General features: G+C 67.0%; 10 protein-coding genes, 1 tRNA gene and 1 pseudogene. 9 read left to right on the forward strand and 3 right to left on the reverse strand.

Features of this window, described 5'->3' with window-relative positions; all coding sequences use genetic code 11:
* Positions 1 to 35 precede the first annotated feature (35 nt).
* Positions 36 to 257: a DUF6324 family protein gene (locus tag HUK65_RS02510; protein WP_179904549.1), complete on the reverse strand. Its 222-nt coding sequence runs from the start codon at positions 255 to 257 to the stop codon at positions 36 to 38.
* A 115-nt stretch (positions 258 to 372) separates the two neighbouring features.
* On the opposite strand from HUK65_RS02510, the gene HUK65_RS02515 reads away from it, so the two are divergent.
* The 3 genes from HUK65_RS02515 (at position 373) to dacB (ending at position 2,776) form a co-directional block, all read left to right on the forward strand.
* Positions 373 to 449 (forward strand) — tRNA-His (locus HUK65_RS02515).
* Positions 450 to 547: 98 nt separating this feature from the next.
* Positions 548 to 1,171 carry a nicotinate-nucleotide adenylyltransferase gene (locus HUK65_RS02520; RefSeq protein WP_179904550.1) on the forward strand — a complete coding sequence of 208 codons (624 nt, stop codon included), beginning with the start codon at positions 548 to 550 and terminating at the stop codon, positions 1,169 to 1,171.
* Between the two features lie 96 nt (positions 1,172 to 1,267).
* Positions 1,268 to 2,776: a D-alanyl-D-alanine carboxypeptidase/D-alanyl-D-alanine endopeptidase gene (gene dacB / locus HUK65_RS02525; RefSeq protein ID WP_179904551.1), complete on the forward strand. Its 1,509-nt coding sequence runs from the start codon at positions 1,268 to 1,270 to the stop codon at positions 2,774 to 2,776.
* Between the two features lie 443 nt (positions 2,777 to 3,219).
* On the opposite strand, the gene pip is transcribed toward dacB, so the two are convergent.
* Positions 3,220 to 4,179 carry a prolyl aminopeptidase gene (pip, locus tag HUK65_RS02530; RefSeq protein ID WP_179904552.1) on the reverse strand — a complete coding sequence of 320 codons (960 nt, stop codon included), beginning with the start codon at positions 4,177 to 4,179 and terminating at the stop codon, positions 3,220 to 3,222.
* Positions 4,180 to 4,325: 146 nt separating this feature from the next.
* Entirely contained in the window at positions 4,326 to 5,120 is a 795-nt protein-coding gene (locus HUK65_RS02535) for a DeoR/GlpR family DNA-binding transcription regulator (RefSeq protein ID WP_179904553.1), read from the reverse strand.
* Positions 5,121 to 5,290: 170 nt separating this feature from the next.
* Between HUK65_RS02535 and HUK65_RS02540 the strand changes: the two genes are divergently transcribed.
* The 6 genes and pseudogenes from HUK65_RS02540 to HUK65_RS02565 form a co-directional block, all read left to right on the forward strand.
* The gene (locus tag HUK65_RS02540) at positions 5,291 to 6,238 is read left to right on the forward strand and encodes an ABC transporter substrate-binding protein (protein WP_179904554.1); all 948 of its coding nucleotides are present in this window, start codon (positions 5,291 to 5,293) and stop codon (positions 6,236 to 6,238) included.
* Positions 6,239 to 6,260: 22 nt separating this feature from the next.
* Positions 6,261 to 7,289, forward strand: a complete 1,029-nt coding sequence (locus tag HUK65_RS02545; RefSeq protein ID WP_179904555.1) for a quaternary amine ABC transporter ATP-binding protein — start codon at positions 6,261 to 6,263, stop codon at positions 7,287 to 7,289.
* A complete protein-coding gene (locus HUK65_RS02550) occupies positions 7,286 to 9,334 on the forward strand; it encodes an ABC transporter permease (RefSeq protein WP_179904556.1) in 2,049 nt (682 codons plus the stop codon). Before HUK65_RS02545 ends, HUK65_RS02550 begins: the two co-directional genes overlap by 4 nt.
* Positions 9,331 to 10,209, forward strand: a complete 879-nt coding sequence (locus HUK65_RS02555) for a phosphotransferase (RefSeq protein WP_179904557.1) — start codon at positions 9,331 to 9,333, stop codon at positions 10,207 to 10,209. The genes HUK65_RS02550 and HUK65_RS02555 overlap by 4 nt, the downstream gene beginning before the upstream one ends.
* A gap of 7 nt (positions 10,210 to 10,216) precedes the next feature.
* Positions 10,217 to 12,664 carry a GcvT family protein gene (locus HUK65_RS02560; protein ID WP_179904558.1) on the forward strand — a complete coding sequence of 816 codons (2,448 nt, stop codon included), beginning with the start codon at positions 10,217 to 10,219 and terminating at the stop codon, positions 12,662 to 12,664.
* Between the two features lie 194 nt (positions 12,665 to 12,858).
* Positions 12,859 to 14,796: pseudogene (locus HUK65_RS02565) on the forward strand (PAS domain S-box protein); the annotation flags it as partial.
* Positions 14,797 to 15,202 lie beyond the last annotated feature (406 nt).

The raw sequence follows: 15,202 nt of genomic DNA on the forward strand, positions 1-15,202 counted from the left end.
CCGGCTGCTTGCGGCGCAGCGCCGGTCAGATGAGATCAGCGCGTGCGCTTCCCGCCCTTTGGTTTTGGCTTTTCGCCCATGGACCGGGCGGCCCGTGCCGCAGAGGCCAATTCCTCGGCGATCTCATCGGCCTCGTCAGGGTCGAAATCCAGCGGCAGGTCCACGCCGTTTCCGGCGATATAGATCCGGACCATGCCCAGGCTGGTCGGGCCGATCTGCAGGCTGGCCTCGACGTCGCTTTCCTTGTTGATGCCCATTGCTTTCCCCAATGCCAAGCCGCTTCCCTTGCGCCGAGCGATACGCCCGGCGAGGGCGGTTTTCAAGCATCTTGGCCTTGCATTTGGTGGCCGCCGGGGCTAAATCGCGCGCAGTGCCGCCTTAGCTCAGTTGGTTAGAGCGCTGGATTGTGGATCCAGAGGTCCCCCGTTCAAGCCGGGGAGGCGGTACCATCCCTTCACATACGCAGCACCCGCCCGGGGACTCGCATCCCGGCGCAAGCTATGGCAAGGGCTGCCCAGGGTCTTGCGGCCAACAAGGGGCGTAATCCATGCGACACCGCTTGCCATTCGCCCCGCCGGGGGCCAGCGTCGGGCTGTTCGGCGGGTCGTTCGATCCGGCCCATGCCGGGCATCTGGCGCTCAGCCGGGCGGCCATGCGCAGGTTGCGGCTGGACCGGATCTGGTGGCTGGTCAGCCCCGGAAACCCGCTCAAACCCCATGGGCCGGCAGCGCTGGACAGACGCCTGGCCCGGGCGCAGGCGCTTCTGGATGGTCATCCGCGCGTCCAGGCCACCGATATCGAACAGCAGCTGGGCACCCGTTACACCGCCGATACCCTGGTCCGGCTGCGCAGGCTGTACCCGCATCTGCGGCCGGTCTGGCTGATGGGCGCCGACGGCCTGCGCGATCTGCACCGCTGGCAGGACTGGCGCAGCATCATCGAATCGGTGCCGATTGCCGTCTTTGCCCGCCCCGGTCAGAGGCTGGCGGCGCTTGGATCGGTGGCGGCGCGCAGCTATGCGGGTGCCCGCCTGCCCGCGCGCCTGGCCCCGACCCTGGCACAGCGCCGCGCGCCGCGCTGGTGCTTCATCGACATGCCTATGGTGCCGATCTCGTCAACCGAACTGCGCCGCACCGGGCAGGAGTCGGACAGATTGTCCCCGCACAGATGACAAAGAGTTTCGCAAAAACCGGATTCCACACTTGAACGCCGCCGCCGCAGGGTGGTTAATCACGCCTGGACATATTGCAGCTTTCATTACCCAGGCATGACCCCGGACCGTATTCTTTCGCGTCGAACCCTGTTGCAACTGATCGCCGGTGGCGCCGCCACGGCGGCGCTTCCGGCCTGTGCCCAGGCGCCTTCACGCTCGCCCCGCCCGGCGGCCCGGCCCCTGGCAGGCGGTGCCGCACGGCTGGCCCCGGCCGCCCCGGTCAATGACATCATCACCCGCGCACGGCTGGGGGGCACTGTGGGCTATGCGGTGATCGACATGCAGACGGGGCGGATGATCGAATCGGCGGCGGAAACCCGCGCGCTGCCGCCTGCCAGCGTGACCAAGGCGGTGACAGCCCTTTACGCGCTGGACGCGCTGGGCCCGGCGCACCGCTTCCGCACCCGGCTGACATCGACCGGCAGCATTTCGGGCGGGGTGCTGCAGGGCGATCTCGTGCTGGCCGGAGGCGGCGATCCGGTGCTGGATACCGATGCCCTCGCCGGACTGGCCGCGGCCCTCCGGGCGCGGGGGGTGCAGAGGGTTTCGGGGCGGTTTCTGGTGGATGACAGCGCCCTGCCCGCGATTGCCCGTATTGCAAATGATCAGCCGGTGCAGGCGGGGTACAATGCCACGATCTCGGGGCTCAACCTGAATTTCAACCGCGTGCATTTCAGCTGGCGGCGCAGCGGCGGGGGCTATGCGGTGGCCATGGATGCACGCTCGGCGCGGCTGCAGCCGGTGGTCGGCATGGCCGAAATGCAAGTGATCAACCGGCGATCCCCCGTCTACACCTTTGCCAGCGATGGCGGGCGCGACCGCTGGACAGTGGCGCAGGCGGCGCTGGGCAATTCCGGGGCGCGCTGGCTGCCGGTGCGCCAGCCGGGGCTGTATGCGGCTGATGTCTTTCGCACGCTTGCCGCCGGGCAGGGCGTGACCCTGCCTGCCGGGCAGACTGGCGGGCGCGCCGGCGGCACCGTCCTTGCCGAACATCAGTCCGACCCGCTGCCGCTGCTGATCCGCGACATGCTGCGCTTTTCTACCAACATCACCGCCGAGGCCCTGGGCCTGGCCGCCAGCACGGCGCTGGGCGTGGGGCCGCGGTCGCTGGCCCATTCCGCCCAGGCCATGAACCAATGGGCGCGTCAACGCTACGGTCTGACCACGGCAGGGTTTACCGATCATTCCGGATTGGGCGCCGATGCGGGGGTTTCGATGGCTGATCTGGCGCGCTTCTTTGCCCGCAGCGGCGCCGAGGGCACCCTGCCTGAACTGCTGCGCGACCATGAGATGCGCGACGCCAATGGCAATGCCATCCGCAACCATCCGCTGACCGTGCGCGCCAAGACCGGCACGCTGAATTTCGTCTCGGCCCTGGGGGGCGTGGTCGAGGTGCCGGGCGGGCGGCAATTGGCCTTTGCCATTTCCGCATCCGACCTGCCGCGCCGCGCGGGGCTGCCGGATGACCAGCGCGAACGCCCCGAAGGCGGTGTGGCCTGGACACGCCGCGCCCGACGGATGCAGCAGGAGCTGATCGAGCGCTGGGCCGCGCTGCAAAGCTGACGGCCCGCAAGGCAGCAGATGGCGCAGCGCGCCGGTCAGAAAAGGGAATATTCGTCGGGGGCGCCCTGGAAATTCAGGACCCCCCCGACACGCCGAGCGGCCTCCACGGAAATGGGTCGTGGAACGTGACCGCCTTGCGTCACTGCGCATGCCCTCCGTCGGCCGGAGAGTTACGGCATGCGACTAACTTCTTGAGGCGGGCGAATGAGGCGCAAGGCCCCGGGCGCACCGCCCGATATCAATGATTTTTGCCATCATGCGAATCAATCATTCGCGGCAAGATGACCATGCCATGTGGGGCGTTAGCGGATCGTTAACCTTTGGCGGGCGAAGCCGCGCAGATCGCCGCGGGCCATGCGCTGGCGATGGCCAGGCAGGTCCTGGGGTTTCAGCTTTCACCCCCGGCCCGTGCCCCGGCGCAACCCTGTCGCGCGGCAAAAGCTTCATTCGCCCTCTTGCGCGAAACGGTCCGTGGCGCGCAGCAAGCGGTCGCGGATCTGCGGCTCGGTCGCCGCATGACCTGCACCCTCCACGATGTGCAGCCGGGAGGCTGGCCAGCGCTTGTGCAGATCCCAGGCGGTGCGCAGCGGGCAGGGCATGTCATAGCGACCGTGGATGATCTCCCCCTTGATCCCGTCGAGCTTGTGCGCATCGCGCAACAACTGCCCGGGCTCCAGCCAGCAATCATGCAGGAAGTAGTGGTTTTCCAGCCGGGCGAAGGCCAGCGCGAAATGGGGATCGCCGAATTTCGCCTCGATGCCCGGGCGCGGCAGAAGGGTGATCGTCTCACCCTCCCAGATGGCCCAGGCCCGGGCCGCCTCAAGGCGCGCGCCCGCATCGTCCGAGGTCAGCCGCTTGCGGAAAGCGGCCACAAGGTCGCCGCGCTCCGCTTCGGGGATGGGTGCGATGAAGCGCTCCCATGCATCAGGGAACATCTGCGAGACGCCGAAGCGATAGTACCAGTCGATCTCGGCTCGGGTCACGGTATAGACGCCGCGCAGGATCAGGGCGCTGACCCGCCGGCGGTGGGTCTGTGCATAGGCCAGCGCCAGCGCCGATCCCCAGGAGCCGCCAAAAACCAGCCATTGGTCATGTCCCGCCAGGACGCGCAACCGCTCGATATCGGCGACCAGATGCCAGGTGGTGTTGTTCTCCAATGAGGCATGGGGCGTGGACCGGCCGCAGCCGCGCTGGTCGAACAACAGAAGGTCATAGCGCGAAGGGTCGAAGAAACGCCGGACCTCAGGGTTGATCCCGCCCCCTGGCCCGCCATGAAGAAACACCGCCGGGCGCGCACCGGGCGTGCCCACGCGTTCATAGTAAACCTGATGCCCGTCGCCGGTGTCCAGGAACCCGGTCTCATAGGGGTCTGTCTCGGGGTAGAAATCCTGCAATGCGTCCATGATACCTGTCCCTTGGTTTGCGTCCATCTGACGATGTGACGAACCGATTGGCAAGGGAGGAGGCACCTTGGGGTTGCAGGTCCCGGGCGCGGGGCAGCCGTCACGGGTGCGCCCCGGGGAGGCAACCTTCTGGCCGGGTTGTGCCCCTACCCGCCCTCGGGGCGCAGAGGCGGGGCGATTTCCACGCGGACCTCGGCGGCGGCCAGCATCCGGGCGATGGCCGATGGGGGCGGAGCGTCGGTGACAAGGGTCGCAATCCGCGCCGGGTCGGTCAGGCGGATCGGGGCGCTGCGGGTGAACTTGCTGGCATCGGCAGCGATGATCGCCTGTTCGGCGCAGTCGATGATCGCGCGCGAGAATTCGGCCTCGCGCAGGTCATGGAGGGCGAAGCCGCCGTCCGCCTGCACCGCAGCCGCCGACAGAACCGCGTGGCGCACCCGGAACTGGCGCACGAAGCTCAGCGCCTCATCCCCGAAGGCGCCCGCGTCATGGGCGCGCAACTCACCCCCCGCCATGAACACGCGGTTGCCGTTATGGCTGACCAGGGCCTGCGCCACGGGCAGGGAATTCGTCACCACCATCAGATCGCGGCGCACCCGCAGCGCCTGTGCCACATGGGCGGTGGTGGCGCCCACGTCCAGAAACAGGGTCGCGCCATCCGCAATCATCCCGGCCAGATGCGCCGCGATCCGTTGCTTGGCGGCTGCATTCTCAGCGAAGCGATGCACGAAACTTGCCTCGCCCGCGCTTTCACCCACCCGGTCACGCAAGCGCACGCCACCCCGCAACCGGGTGACAAGGCCCGCTTCCTCCATCCGGCGCAGGTTGCGGCGGATGGTTTCCTCGGTCACGCCCAGCCGCCGTGACAGATCGGGGATTCGCCCCGTGCCGGTGGCCGAAATCGCATCAAGTATGGCGCGTGCGCGGGGCGATGGGTCCATGATCCGGCCTGTGTCAGCGTAGAAAACAATCAGATTATCAACGTTTAATCCGTAATCAGCAACACCAAACCGGCATTATATGCATTTTTTGTTGACAGCTTTGTGATGCGCGCAGATGCTTTTCCCACAGGGTGCCGCAAGGGCAGCCATACCAGCGGGGAGACAGGGACATGACATTCAGGAATTTGATGGCCTCGGCGGCTGTTGTGGCGCTTGGCGCGGGGGCGCCCGCGCTGGCGCAGGTCGAATCGTCCGATCCGATCCGGATGACCCTGCATGACTGGACCGGGCAGCTGATCACCACCAACATCATGGCCCGGGTGCTGGAAGAAGCGGGCTATAATGTGGAACTGGTGCAGGCCGATTACCTGGCGCAGTTCGCGGGGCTGAAGACCGGCGATCTGCATGTGGCGATGGAGATGTGGGAAACCACCGGGCGTGAGGCGATGGACGAAGCCGTCGCCACCGGCACCGTGGTCAACATGGGTTCCACCGGCATGGAGGCGATCGAGGAGTGGTGGTATCCCTCCTATGTCAAGGAGCTGTGCCCCGGCCTGCCGGACTGGACCGCGCTGAACGACTGCGCCGAGGTCTTCGCCACCGCCGAAACCGCGCCCCGGGGCCGGTATCTGGGCGGGCCGGTGACATGGGGCGGCTTCGACCCCGAGCGGGTGGAGGCGCTGGGCCTGAATTATGAGGTGATCCACGCGGGCACCGATGCCGCGCTCTTCGCCGAGCTTGAATCCGCCTACCAGCGGCAGGCGCCGATCCTGCTGTGGGTCTATGCCCCGCATTGGGCGCCGATGCAGTTTGACGGTGAATGGGTGGAGTTCCCCGAATACACCGCCGAATGCTACGAGGACCCGTCCTGGGGCATCAACCCGGACATGGCCTTTGATTGCGGAAAGCCGCGCGGCCCCATCTGGAAGGTGGCCTGGGCGGGCGTGGCCGACAAATGGCCCGGTGCTGCATCGGCGATCGAAGCCTTCAGCATCGACAATGACACCATGGGCGGCCTGATCGCGCTGGTTGATCTGGAAGGCGGCGCTGTCGAGGATGTGGTCGAGGATTGGCTGTGGGAGAACGAGGACACCTGGCGCGCCTGGGTCGAAGGGTGAGTCACCCGGGGTGTCGGACCCTATGACAGAAGGCACGGTCACCCTCGCCTGCCGCAATGTCTGGAAGATCTATGGCCCCGATCCGTCCGCCCTGCTGGCGGGCGGGTCGGTCCCCGATGCGGCGGCCATCGCCGCCTCGGGGCATGTCTGCGCGGTGGGCGGCGTGGACATCGAGGTGCGCGCGGGCGAGATCTTCGTCATCATGGGGTTGTCGGGGTCCGGCAAGTCCACGTTGATCCGCTGCCTGTCGCGGCTGGTCGAACCCACCGCCGGGGAAATCCTGTTCGACGGACAGGACCTGTTGCGCGCCTCCCCGCGCGAGTTGATCGAGATCCGGCGCCACCGCATGGGCATGGTGTTCCAGCATTTCGCCCTGCTGCCGCATCTGACCGTGTTGCAGAACGTGGCCTTCCCGCTGCAGGTGCAGGGCATGGCCCGCCCCGCGCGTGAGGATCGCGCGCGTGAGGTGATTGCGCTGGTGGGGCTGGAAGGGCGCGAAGGCCACTACCCGCGCGAGCTTTCGGGCGGCCAGCAGCAGCGCGTCGGCATCGCCCGCAGCCTGGCCGCCGAGCCGGACCTTTGGTTCCTGGATGAGCCGTTCTCGGCCCTGGACCCGCTGATCCGGCGCGAGATGCAGGACGAATTCCTGCGCGTACAGAGGCTTTTGCAGAAAACCATTGTTTTCATCACCCATGATTTTGACGAGGCGATCCGCCTGGCCGACCGGATCGCCATCATGAAGGATGGCGTGCTGGTGCAGGTCGCCACGCCCGAGGAACTGGTGCTGCGCCCCGCCGATGAGTATGTCGCCGCCTTTACCGCCCATGTGGCGCGGGCCAAGGTGGTCACGCTGGGCGCGATCATGACCGAGGGCGCTCCGCCGGGCGATACGGCGGGCAGGCTGCCGGCCTCGGCGCGGATCGAGGATATGGCCGCCCGGATCGAGGCCAGCGCGCTGCCTCATGCGGTGATCGACGATGCGGACCGGGTGATCGGGCATGTGGGGCGGCAGGCGGTGATCGACGTGCTGGTGAACCGGGGGAGGGGATGACACTGGCCGCGCCCGACCACGCCACGGCGTCACCGGCCGGTCCGCAGCGCCCAGGGGCGCAACGCTGGCTCTGGCCGGTGGCTCTGTTGCTGACGCTGGCGCTGGGATGGGCGGCGCCGCTGCTGGAGGCGCTGCCGGGGCTGGGCTGGCTGATCCGGGTGCCATCGGCGCTGGTGATCGACATGCAGGCGGCGGTGCGCGGCTTCATGGACTGGCTGGTGAACCGCGCCCATTTCGGGCTGTTCACCTTTCGGGAGCTGACGCGCGGCATCGCCTGGCTGGTGGACCAGCCCTATCAGGCGGCGCGGTTCGTGTTGGTCGAGGGCTGGGTCGAGGGGCGCGGCGCGCGCGCCGTCACCCATTTCCCGCCGCTGAGTTGGATCGCCATCACCGCCATTGTCACCACCATGGGCTGGCACGCCGGGGGCTGGCGGCTGGCGGCATTCGTGGGCGGGTGTTTCCTGTATCTGGCGGTGTTCGGGCAATGGGCCAGCGCCATGGTCACGCTGGCCTCGATCGTCATTGCGGTGCCGTTCGGCGTGGGGTTGGGGCTGCTGCTGGGGGTTGCGGCCTATCTCTCGCCCCGGTTCGACCGCGCCTTGCGCCCGGTGCTGGACCTGATGCAGACGGTGCCGATCTTCGCCTATCTGGTGCCGATCCTGTTCCTGTTCGGCTTCGGCCCGGTGGCGGCGCTGGTGGCGACCGTGATCTATGCCATGCCGCCCATGGTGCGGGTGACCACGCTGGCGCTGCATTCGGTCCCCGAGGAAATCCGCGAGTTTGCCGCCATGGTCGGCTGCACGCGCAACCAGCGCATCTGGCGGGTGCTGGTGCCTGCGGCGAAGCCGGACCTGATGGTGGGCGTCAACCAGGTGATCATGCTCTCGCTCAACATGGTGATCATCGCCTCGATGATCGGCGCCGGGGGGCTGGGGTTCGATGTGCTCAACGCGCTGCGGCGTCTCAACATCGGCGCGGGGATCGAGGCGGGGCTGGCCATTGTCGCGCTGGCCGTGGCGCTGGACCGGCTCAGCCAGGCCTATGCCCGGCGCAGTGCCCGCCCGCCCACTGCCAGCGGCATGTCCTGGCTGGCGCGCAACCGCTGGGCCCCCGCGCTGGTGGCGGTGGCGGTGCTTTCGGGGCTGCTGGGGCTGATCTGGCCCCCCGCGCAGAGCTTCCCGGCCGAGTGGCAGATTACCACGCGCGATTTCTGGGCATCGCTGGTACGGACCATCAACGTCAACTATTTCGACCAGTTGGAGGCGTTCAAGAACGCGCTGCTGCTGAATGTGATGATCCCGCTGCGCCGCTTCCTGCTGGCGCTGCCCTGGGTCTGGGTGCTGGCGCTGGTCACGCTGGCGGGCTGGCGGCTGGGCGGCGCACGGCTGGCGGGGCTTTGCGCAGCGCTGGTCATGTTCATCGCCATGGCCGGGCTGTGGGAACCGGCGATGATCACGCTGTACCTGTGCGGGCTGTCGGTGGTGATCGCCGCCCTGATCGGCATTCCGCTGGGGGTGCTGGCGGCCTCGGGCCACCGGGCGGGGCGGGTGATCGGCGGGTTCATCGACACGCTGCAGACCCTGCCGTCCTTTGTCTATCTGATCCCGGTGGTGATGCTGTTCCGCGTCGGCGACTTTGCCGCCATGATCGCGGTGGTGCTCTATGCGCTGGCCCCGGCGGTGCGCTACACCGCGCACGGGCTGCGCAGCGTGCCGTCGGAACTGATCGAGGCCGGAACCGTCAGCGGCTGCACCCGCTGGCAGATGCTCTGGCGCATCCGGCTGCCCATGGCGGTGCCGGAAATCCTGCTGGGGATCAACCAGACCATCATGCTGGCGCTCTCGATGCTGGTCATCACCGCGCTGGTGGGCACCCGTGATCTGGGCCAGGAAGTCTATATCGCGCTGACCCGCGCCGATGTGGGGCAGGGGATCATCGCCGGGCTGGGCGTGGCCGCCATCGCCATCATCGCCGACCGGCTGATCGCGGCGGGGGCCGCGCGCACCCGCGCACGGCTGGGATTGACAGGGAGGGGAGGATCATGACCGAAGCGCTGTTGGACCGCGCCCGCGCGTTGCCGATCTGGCAGGGGCGCGTGACGTTCACGCCGCTCGATGGCGGGATCACCAATGTCAACCATCTGGCCACCGACGGGCGCGTTCGCGCGGTGGTGCGGCTGGGCGCCGACATTCCGGTGCATCAGGTGATGCGCTTCAACGAACTGGCGGCCAGCCGTGCCGCCCATGCGGCGGGCATTTCTCCGGCGGTGCTGCATTCCGAACCGGGGCTGCTGGTGATCGAGTTCATCGACGGGCGCACACTGGCGGCCGAGGACGTGGCGCAGGACGCCATGCTGGAGCGCGTGCTGGACCTGGTGGCGCGCGCGCACCGCGACATGCCCGCGCATCTGCGCGGGGCAACGCTGGCGTTCTGGGTCTATCACGTCATCCGCGACTATGGCGCCCGGCTGGTGGCCGAAGGCAGCCCCCGCGCGGGGCTGGTGCCCGACCTGATGGCGGCGGCGGCGGTGCTGGAGGCCGCGACCGGCCCGGTGGACATGGTGTTCGGCCACAACGACCTGCTGCCCGCGAACCTGATCGATGACGGCGCGCGGCTGTGGCTGATCGACTGGGATTATGCCGGCTGGGGCTCACCGCTCTTTGACCTGGGCGGGTTGGCGGCCAACAACGGGCTGTCCGAGGCGCAGGAGCTGCACATGCTCGAAGCTTATTTCGGAACACCCCCCGATGGCGGGCGCCTGCGCGCCTATCGCGCCATGAAATGCGCCGCCGCCCTGCGCGAAACCCTGTGGAGCATGGTGTCCGAAACCCATTCGACGCTCGATTTCGACTTTGCCGCCTATACCGAAACCAACCTGGTGACGTTCCGCGCCGCCATGGCCGACTTCCTTCAATCCTGAGGACAACATGAACGAGTTTCCCACATCCGCGCGCGCGGTCATCATCGGCGGCGGCATCGTCGGCTGTTCGACCGCCTATCATCTGGCCCGGCTGGGATGGGAGGTGCTGCTGCTGGAGCGCCACAAGCTGACCTCGGGCACCACGTTTCACGCGGCGGGGCTGGTGGGGCAGTTGCGCAGCAATGCCAATATCACGCAGCTTCTGGGGTATTCGGTGGACCTGTATCGCAGGCTGGAGGCCGAAACCGGCATCGCCACGGGGTGGAAGATGAACGGCGGGCTGCGGCTGGCCTGCACCGAGGACCGCTGGCTGGAGGTAAAGCGCCAGGCCACCACGGCGCATTCCTTTGGCCTGGACATGCAGCTTCTGACCCCGTCCGAGGCGCAGGCGCTGTGGCCGCTGATGAACGTCGATGACCTGATCGGCGCGGCTTACCTGCCCACCGATGGTCAGGCCAACCCCTCGGACATCACCCAAAGCCTGGCACGGGGCGCGCGCATGGCGGGTGCACAGATCGTCGAAGATACCGCCGTCACCCGGATTGTTGTGGAGAAGGGCCGCGTGCGCGGGGTCGAAACCTCGCGCGGGACCGTGGACTGCGAGGGCCTGATCGTCTGTGCCGGGCAATGGACCCGCGATCTGGCCGCGACCGTGGGGGTCAGCGTGCCGCTGGTATCGGTCGAACACCAGTATATGGTGACCGAACCCGTTGCAGGCGTGACATCGGACCTGCCGACCCTGCGCGACCCTGATCGCCTGATCTACTGGAAAGAGGAGGTCGGCGGGCTGGTCATGGGCGGGTATGAGCCCAACCCCATCCCCTGGGCCGTGGATGGCATCCCCGAAGGCTTCCATTACACCCTGCTGTCATCGAATTACGAACAGTTCGAACAGTTCATGGAGGCCGCCGTGGGCCGCGTGCCCGCGCTGGAAAGCGCAGGCATCAAGCAACTGGTCAACGGCCCCGAAAGCTTCACCCCTGACGGCAATTTCATCCTGGGCGAGGCTCCGGGCCTGCCGGGTTTCTTTGTCGGCGCGGGGTTCAACGCCTTCGGGATTGCCGCGGGCGGCGGGGCGGGCATGGCGCTTGCGGAATGGGTGGCCAACGGCGCGCCGCCCTTCGACCTGTGGCCGGTGGACATCCGCCGCTTCGGCGCGCCGCATGCGTCCACAAACTGGGTGCGGGCGCGCACGCTGGAAGCCTACGGGCGCCATTACACCATCGCCTGGCCCGGCGAGGAGGCCGAGGTCGCCCGCCCTCTGCGCCGCTCGCCGCTTTATGCCACGCTGAAGGAGGCGGGCGCCTGTTTCGGCGAAAAGCTGGGATGGGAGCGCCCCAACTGGTTTGCCGATATCGACAAGGGCGAGGAACCGCGCGACCGCTACAGCATGACCCGCCCCGGCTGGGTCGAGGCCGTGGCCCGCGAACACCGCGCCGCGCGCGAGGCGGCGGTGCTGATCGACCAGACCTCGTTCGCCAAGTTCAGCTTGCAGGGACCCGATGCGGCGGCGGTGCTGTCGCGCATCTGCGCGGGCCGGGTCGAGCGCGCGCCGGGGCGGCTGAGCTATACCCAGATGCTGAATGAACAGGGCGGGATCGAATGCGACCTGACCGTGGCGCGGCTGGGTGCGGATCGCTTCTACATCGTCACCGGCACCGGCTTTGCCACGCATGATTTCGACTGGATCGCCCGCAACATCCCCGAAGGCGCCCGCGCCACCCTGTCGGATGTGACCTCGGGCGCGGCGGTGCTGTCGCTGATGGGGCCGCGGGCGCGCGATATCCTGGCGGCGGTGGCCGAAGAAGACGTCAGCAACGCCGCGCTGCCCTTCGGCTCTGCGCGCCACATCATCGTTGCGGGGGCGCGGGTGCTGGCGCTGCGCGTGACCTATGTCGGCGAGCTGGGGTGGGAGCTGCACATGCCGGTTGAGGTCGCGCAGGCCGTCTATGACGCGCTCATGGCGGCGGGGCGCCCCCTGGGGCTGTGCAATGCCGGCTATCGGGCCATCGAAACCCTGCGGCTGGAAAAGGGCTATCGCGCCTGGGGGGCGGATATCGGCCCCGACCATACCCCGGTCGAGGCCGGGCTGGACTGGGCAGTGAAGCTGAACACCGACCTGCCCTTCATCGGGCGCGCCGCGCTGGAACGCCAGCGCCGGGACGGGGTGAAAAAGCGGCTGGCGGCCTTCACCGTCGCCGATCCGTCCGTGGTGCTGCTGGGGCGCGAAACCATCCTGCGCAACGGGGTGCGCGCGGGCTGGCTGTCCTCGGGCGGGTTCGGGCATACCCTGGGCTGCCCGATGGGGCTGGGATATGTGCGCAATCGTGATGGCGTGGATGCGGGCTGGCTGCGCGACGGCAGCTATGCCATTGAAGTTGCAGGTGAAACCGTGCCTGCCACGCTGCATCTGGCACCGCTATACGACCCCGAGAATACCCGCGTCCGGGGCTGAGCGGACCGCAAGGCGCCTGTGCGCGGCAAACGATCGCCCATCGGGGCGGTCGGCTCCAGCCCGATGGGCGAGGGGACGCGAAACCGCGCCTTCTGGCGGCGGCTGATTGCCGGGGGAACCGGGCATTGGCGAAAACGGCTTCTTAACGCATCGAGGCTAGCGTTCTGGCAGTTGCCGCAACAAGCAGATGCATCATGCGATTCTGGAACCCGACATCAAAACCGAAATCCGGCACCTTCAGCTTTCTGGAGGAAATCTCCAAACCCGCGGTGCTGGTCGATGCCGAGAACACCGTGCAGGGGTCCAACGGCGCGTTCAGTGACCTGACCGGCAAATGGGGCTCTGATCTTCTGGGCCTGCCGCTAGACCGGCTTCTGGCGCCGGGGCGTCTGCGCGCAGGCGAAACAGGCATCCCGCCGGTGCAGGGTCGGCACCCGGTCCGGATCGATGGGCAAAAGCTGACACTGGTCACGCTGGAGCTGCCCGCGCCTTCGGTCACGGATGCGGTTCTGGAGCAGGCACTCGATGCGGTTGTATCGATCGACACGCAGAACAATGTGACCTTCTTCAACAAGGCGGCCGAGGATCTGTGGCGCATCCCGCGCGACAAGGTGTTGGGGAAGAACGTCAAGATGCTGGTGCCCGCGCTGATGCGCAAGGATCATGACGCCATGGTCAACCGCAACCGCACCACCGGCGAAAACCGGATCGTCGGCACAATGCGCGAGGTGCTTATCGAACGCGCCGACGGCACCCAATGCACGGTGGGCCTGACCCTGTCCAGGATCACCACCGCCGAAGGCATCTGCTACACGGCGTTCCTCAAGGATATCTCGTCGCTGCGGGCGGCGGAAAAGCAGCTGCGCGAAACCCTGGACCAGGCCATTGATGCAGTGGTGGAGATCGATGACCTGAACCAGGTGACCTTCTTCAACCCGGCGGCCGAAGCCCTGTGGGGATTTGAGCGTGACGAGGTGATCGGCAGGAATGTCGACATGCTGGTTCCGCACCACCATCGCGCCCAGCATGATGACTATGTGAACCGTAACCGCATGACCGGCGTGAACCGTATCGTCGGATCCTTCCGGGAAGTGGAGCTGGTGCGCAAGGATGGTGAGAAGCGCTGGGCCAGCCTGTCCGTGTCAAAGGTTCCGCGCGATAACGGAGCCATCACCTACACCGCCTTCCTGCGCGATATCACAGCGGATGTGGCGCAGCGCGAACATATACGCCTGCTGTCGCTGGTGGCCGATGAAACCGACAATTCTGTCCTGATCACCGATGTCTCGGGGCGGCTGGTCTATGTGAACGCAGGCTTTTGCCGGTTGACCGGCTATACCGCAGAGGAGGTCCGGGGCCGCAAGCCGGGCCACTTTCTTCAGGGCCCCGAGACCGACCCCGAAACCGTCAACCGCATCCGCAAGGCCCTGGCCGAAGGCAAGCCCTTCTATGAAGAAATCCTGAACTACGACAGGAACGGCTCGCCCTACTGGATTTCGCTGGCCATCAACCCGGTCAGGGACAAGGCTGGCCGGATCGAAAGTTTTATCTCGATCCAGGCCAACATCACCCCGACCAAGCTGGCATCGCTTGAATTCGCGCGCAAGCTGGAGGCGATTTCGAAAAGTGCGGCCATGGCGGAATGGGACAGCGACGGACAGGCGATTGCTGCCAATGACTGCCTTCGGAAGTATCTGGGCAGGCAGCAGCTTCCGGCCCTGAAGGATCTGCTGGGCAGCAACGCCATCAGCGCCCTGAACCAGACGGGCGAACAGCAGAAGGAAGTGATCTTCACAACCGCCCAAGGGCAGGACGCCATCTTCGAGGCCTATTTCCTGACACTGACGGATATCAAGGGCACGATCCAGAAATACCTGATGTATGGGGCGGATATCACCGCACGGGCGCAGGCGGTGAAGGACACGAATGAGGCTGTCCATGATGTCACCCGGTCCAGCAAGGAGATCTCGGAGGTTGTCGAGACGATCGAGGCCATCGCGCGCCAGACGAATCTGCTGGCCATGAACGCCTCGGTCGAAGCGGCCCGCGCCGGTGAGGCCGGACGTGGCTTTGCCGTCGTGGCCTCCGAAGTGCGCAGCCTGGCCGAACGCGCGCGAGAGGCCACCGAAAGTGTCAACGAAAAGATCGGTGCAACCCGGGACCGGGTTGAGCGGCTTGCCCGCACCATCAACCGGCTCAGGGGGGGGGACAGAATAGATGCTTTAACGATGCGGCCTTCATGAGCGCCTGCGCCCCGGGCTACGCCACAGAGACCTGGCGCTGCGCGGTCCGGGTCGCTGACACCAGGGCCGCTCGGGCATCTGCTGCAACCCGGTCTGCCGGGACGGCGCCGACCCTTTCAACGCCCCGGATCAGCTTTGGCGTCCCTGGCAGCATCGAGGGGCCGCCGTCATGGCCCGGTTCATCTTTCACCGGGTCCCGGCAGGCATGCGTGCCCTGCCCTCAGAGGCCAATCGGAAATGAGTTGAGTGAATTCAGCAGGTTGTGATTCTGTTCAGTTGCGACACAGAACGGAGA

Origin of the sequence: Rhabdonatronobacter sediminivivens (assembly GCF_013415485.1) — a bacterium.
Taxonomy (GTDB): Bacteria; Pseudomonadota; Alphaproteobacteria; order Rhodobacterales; family Rhodobacteraceae; genus Rhabdonatronobacter; species Rhabdonatronobacter sediminivivens.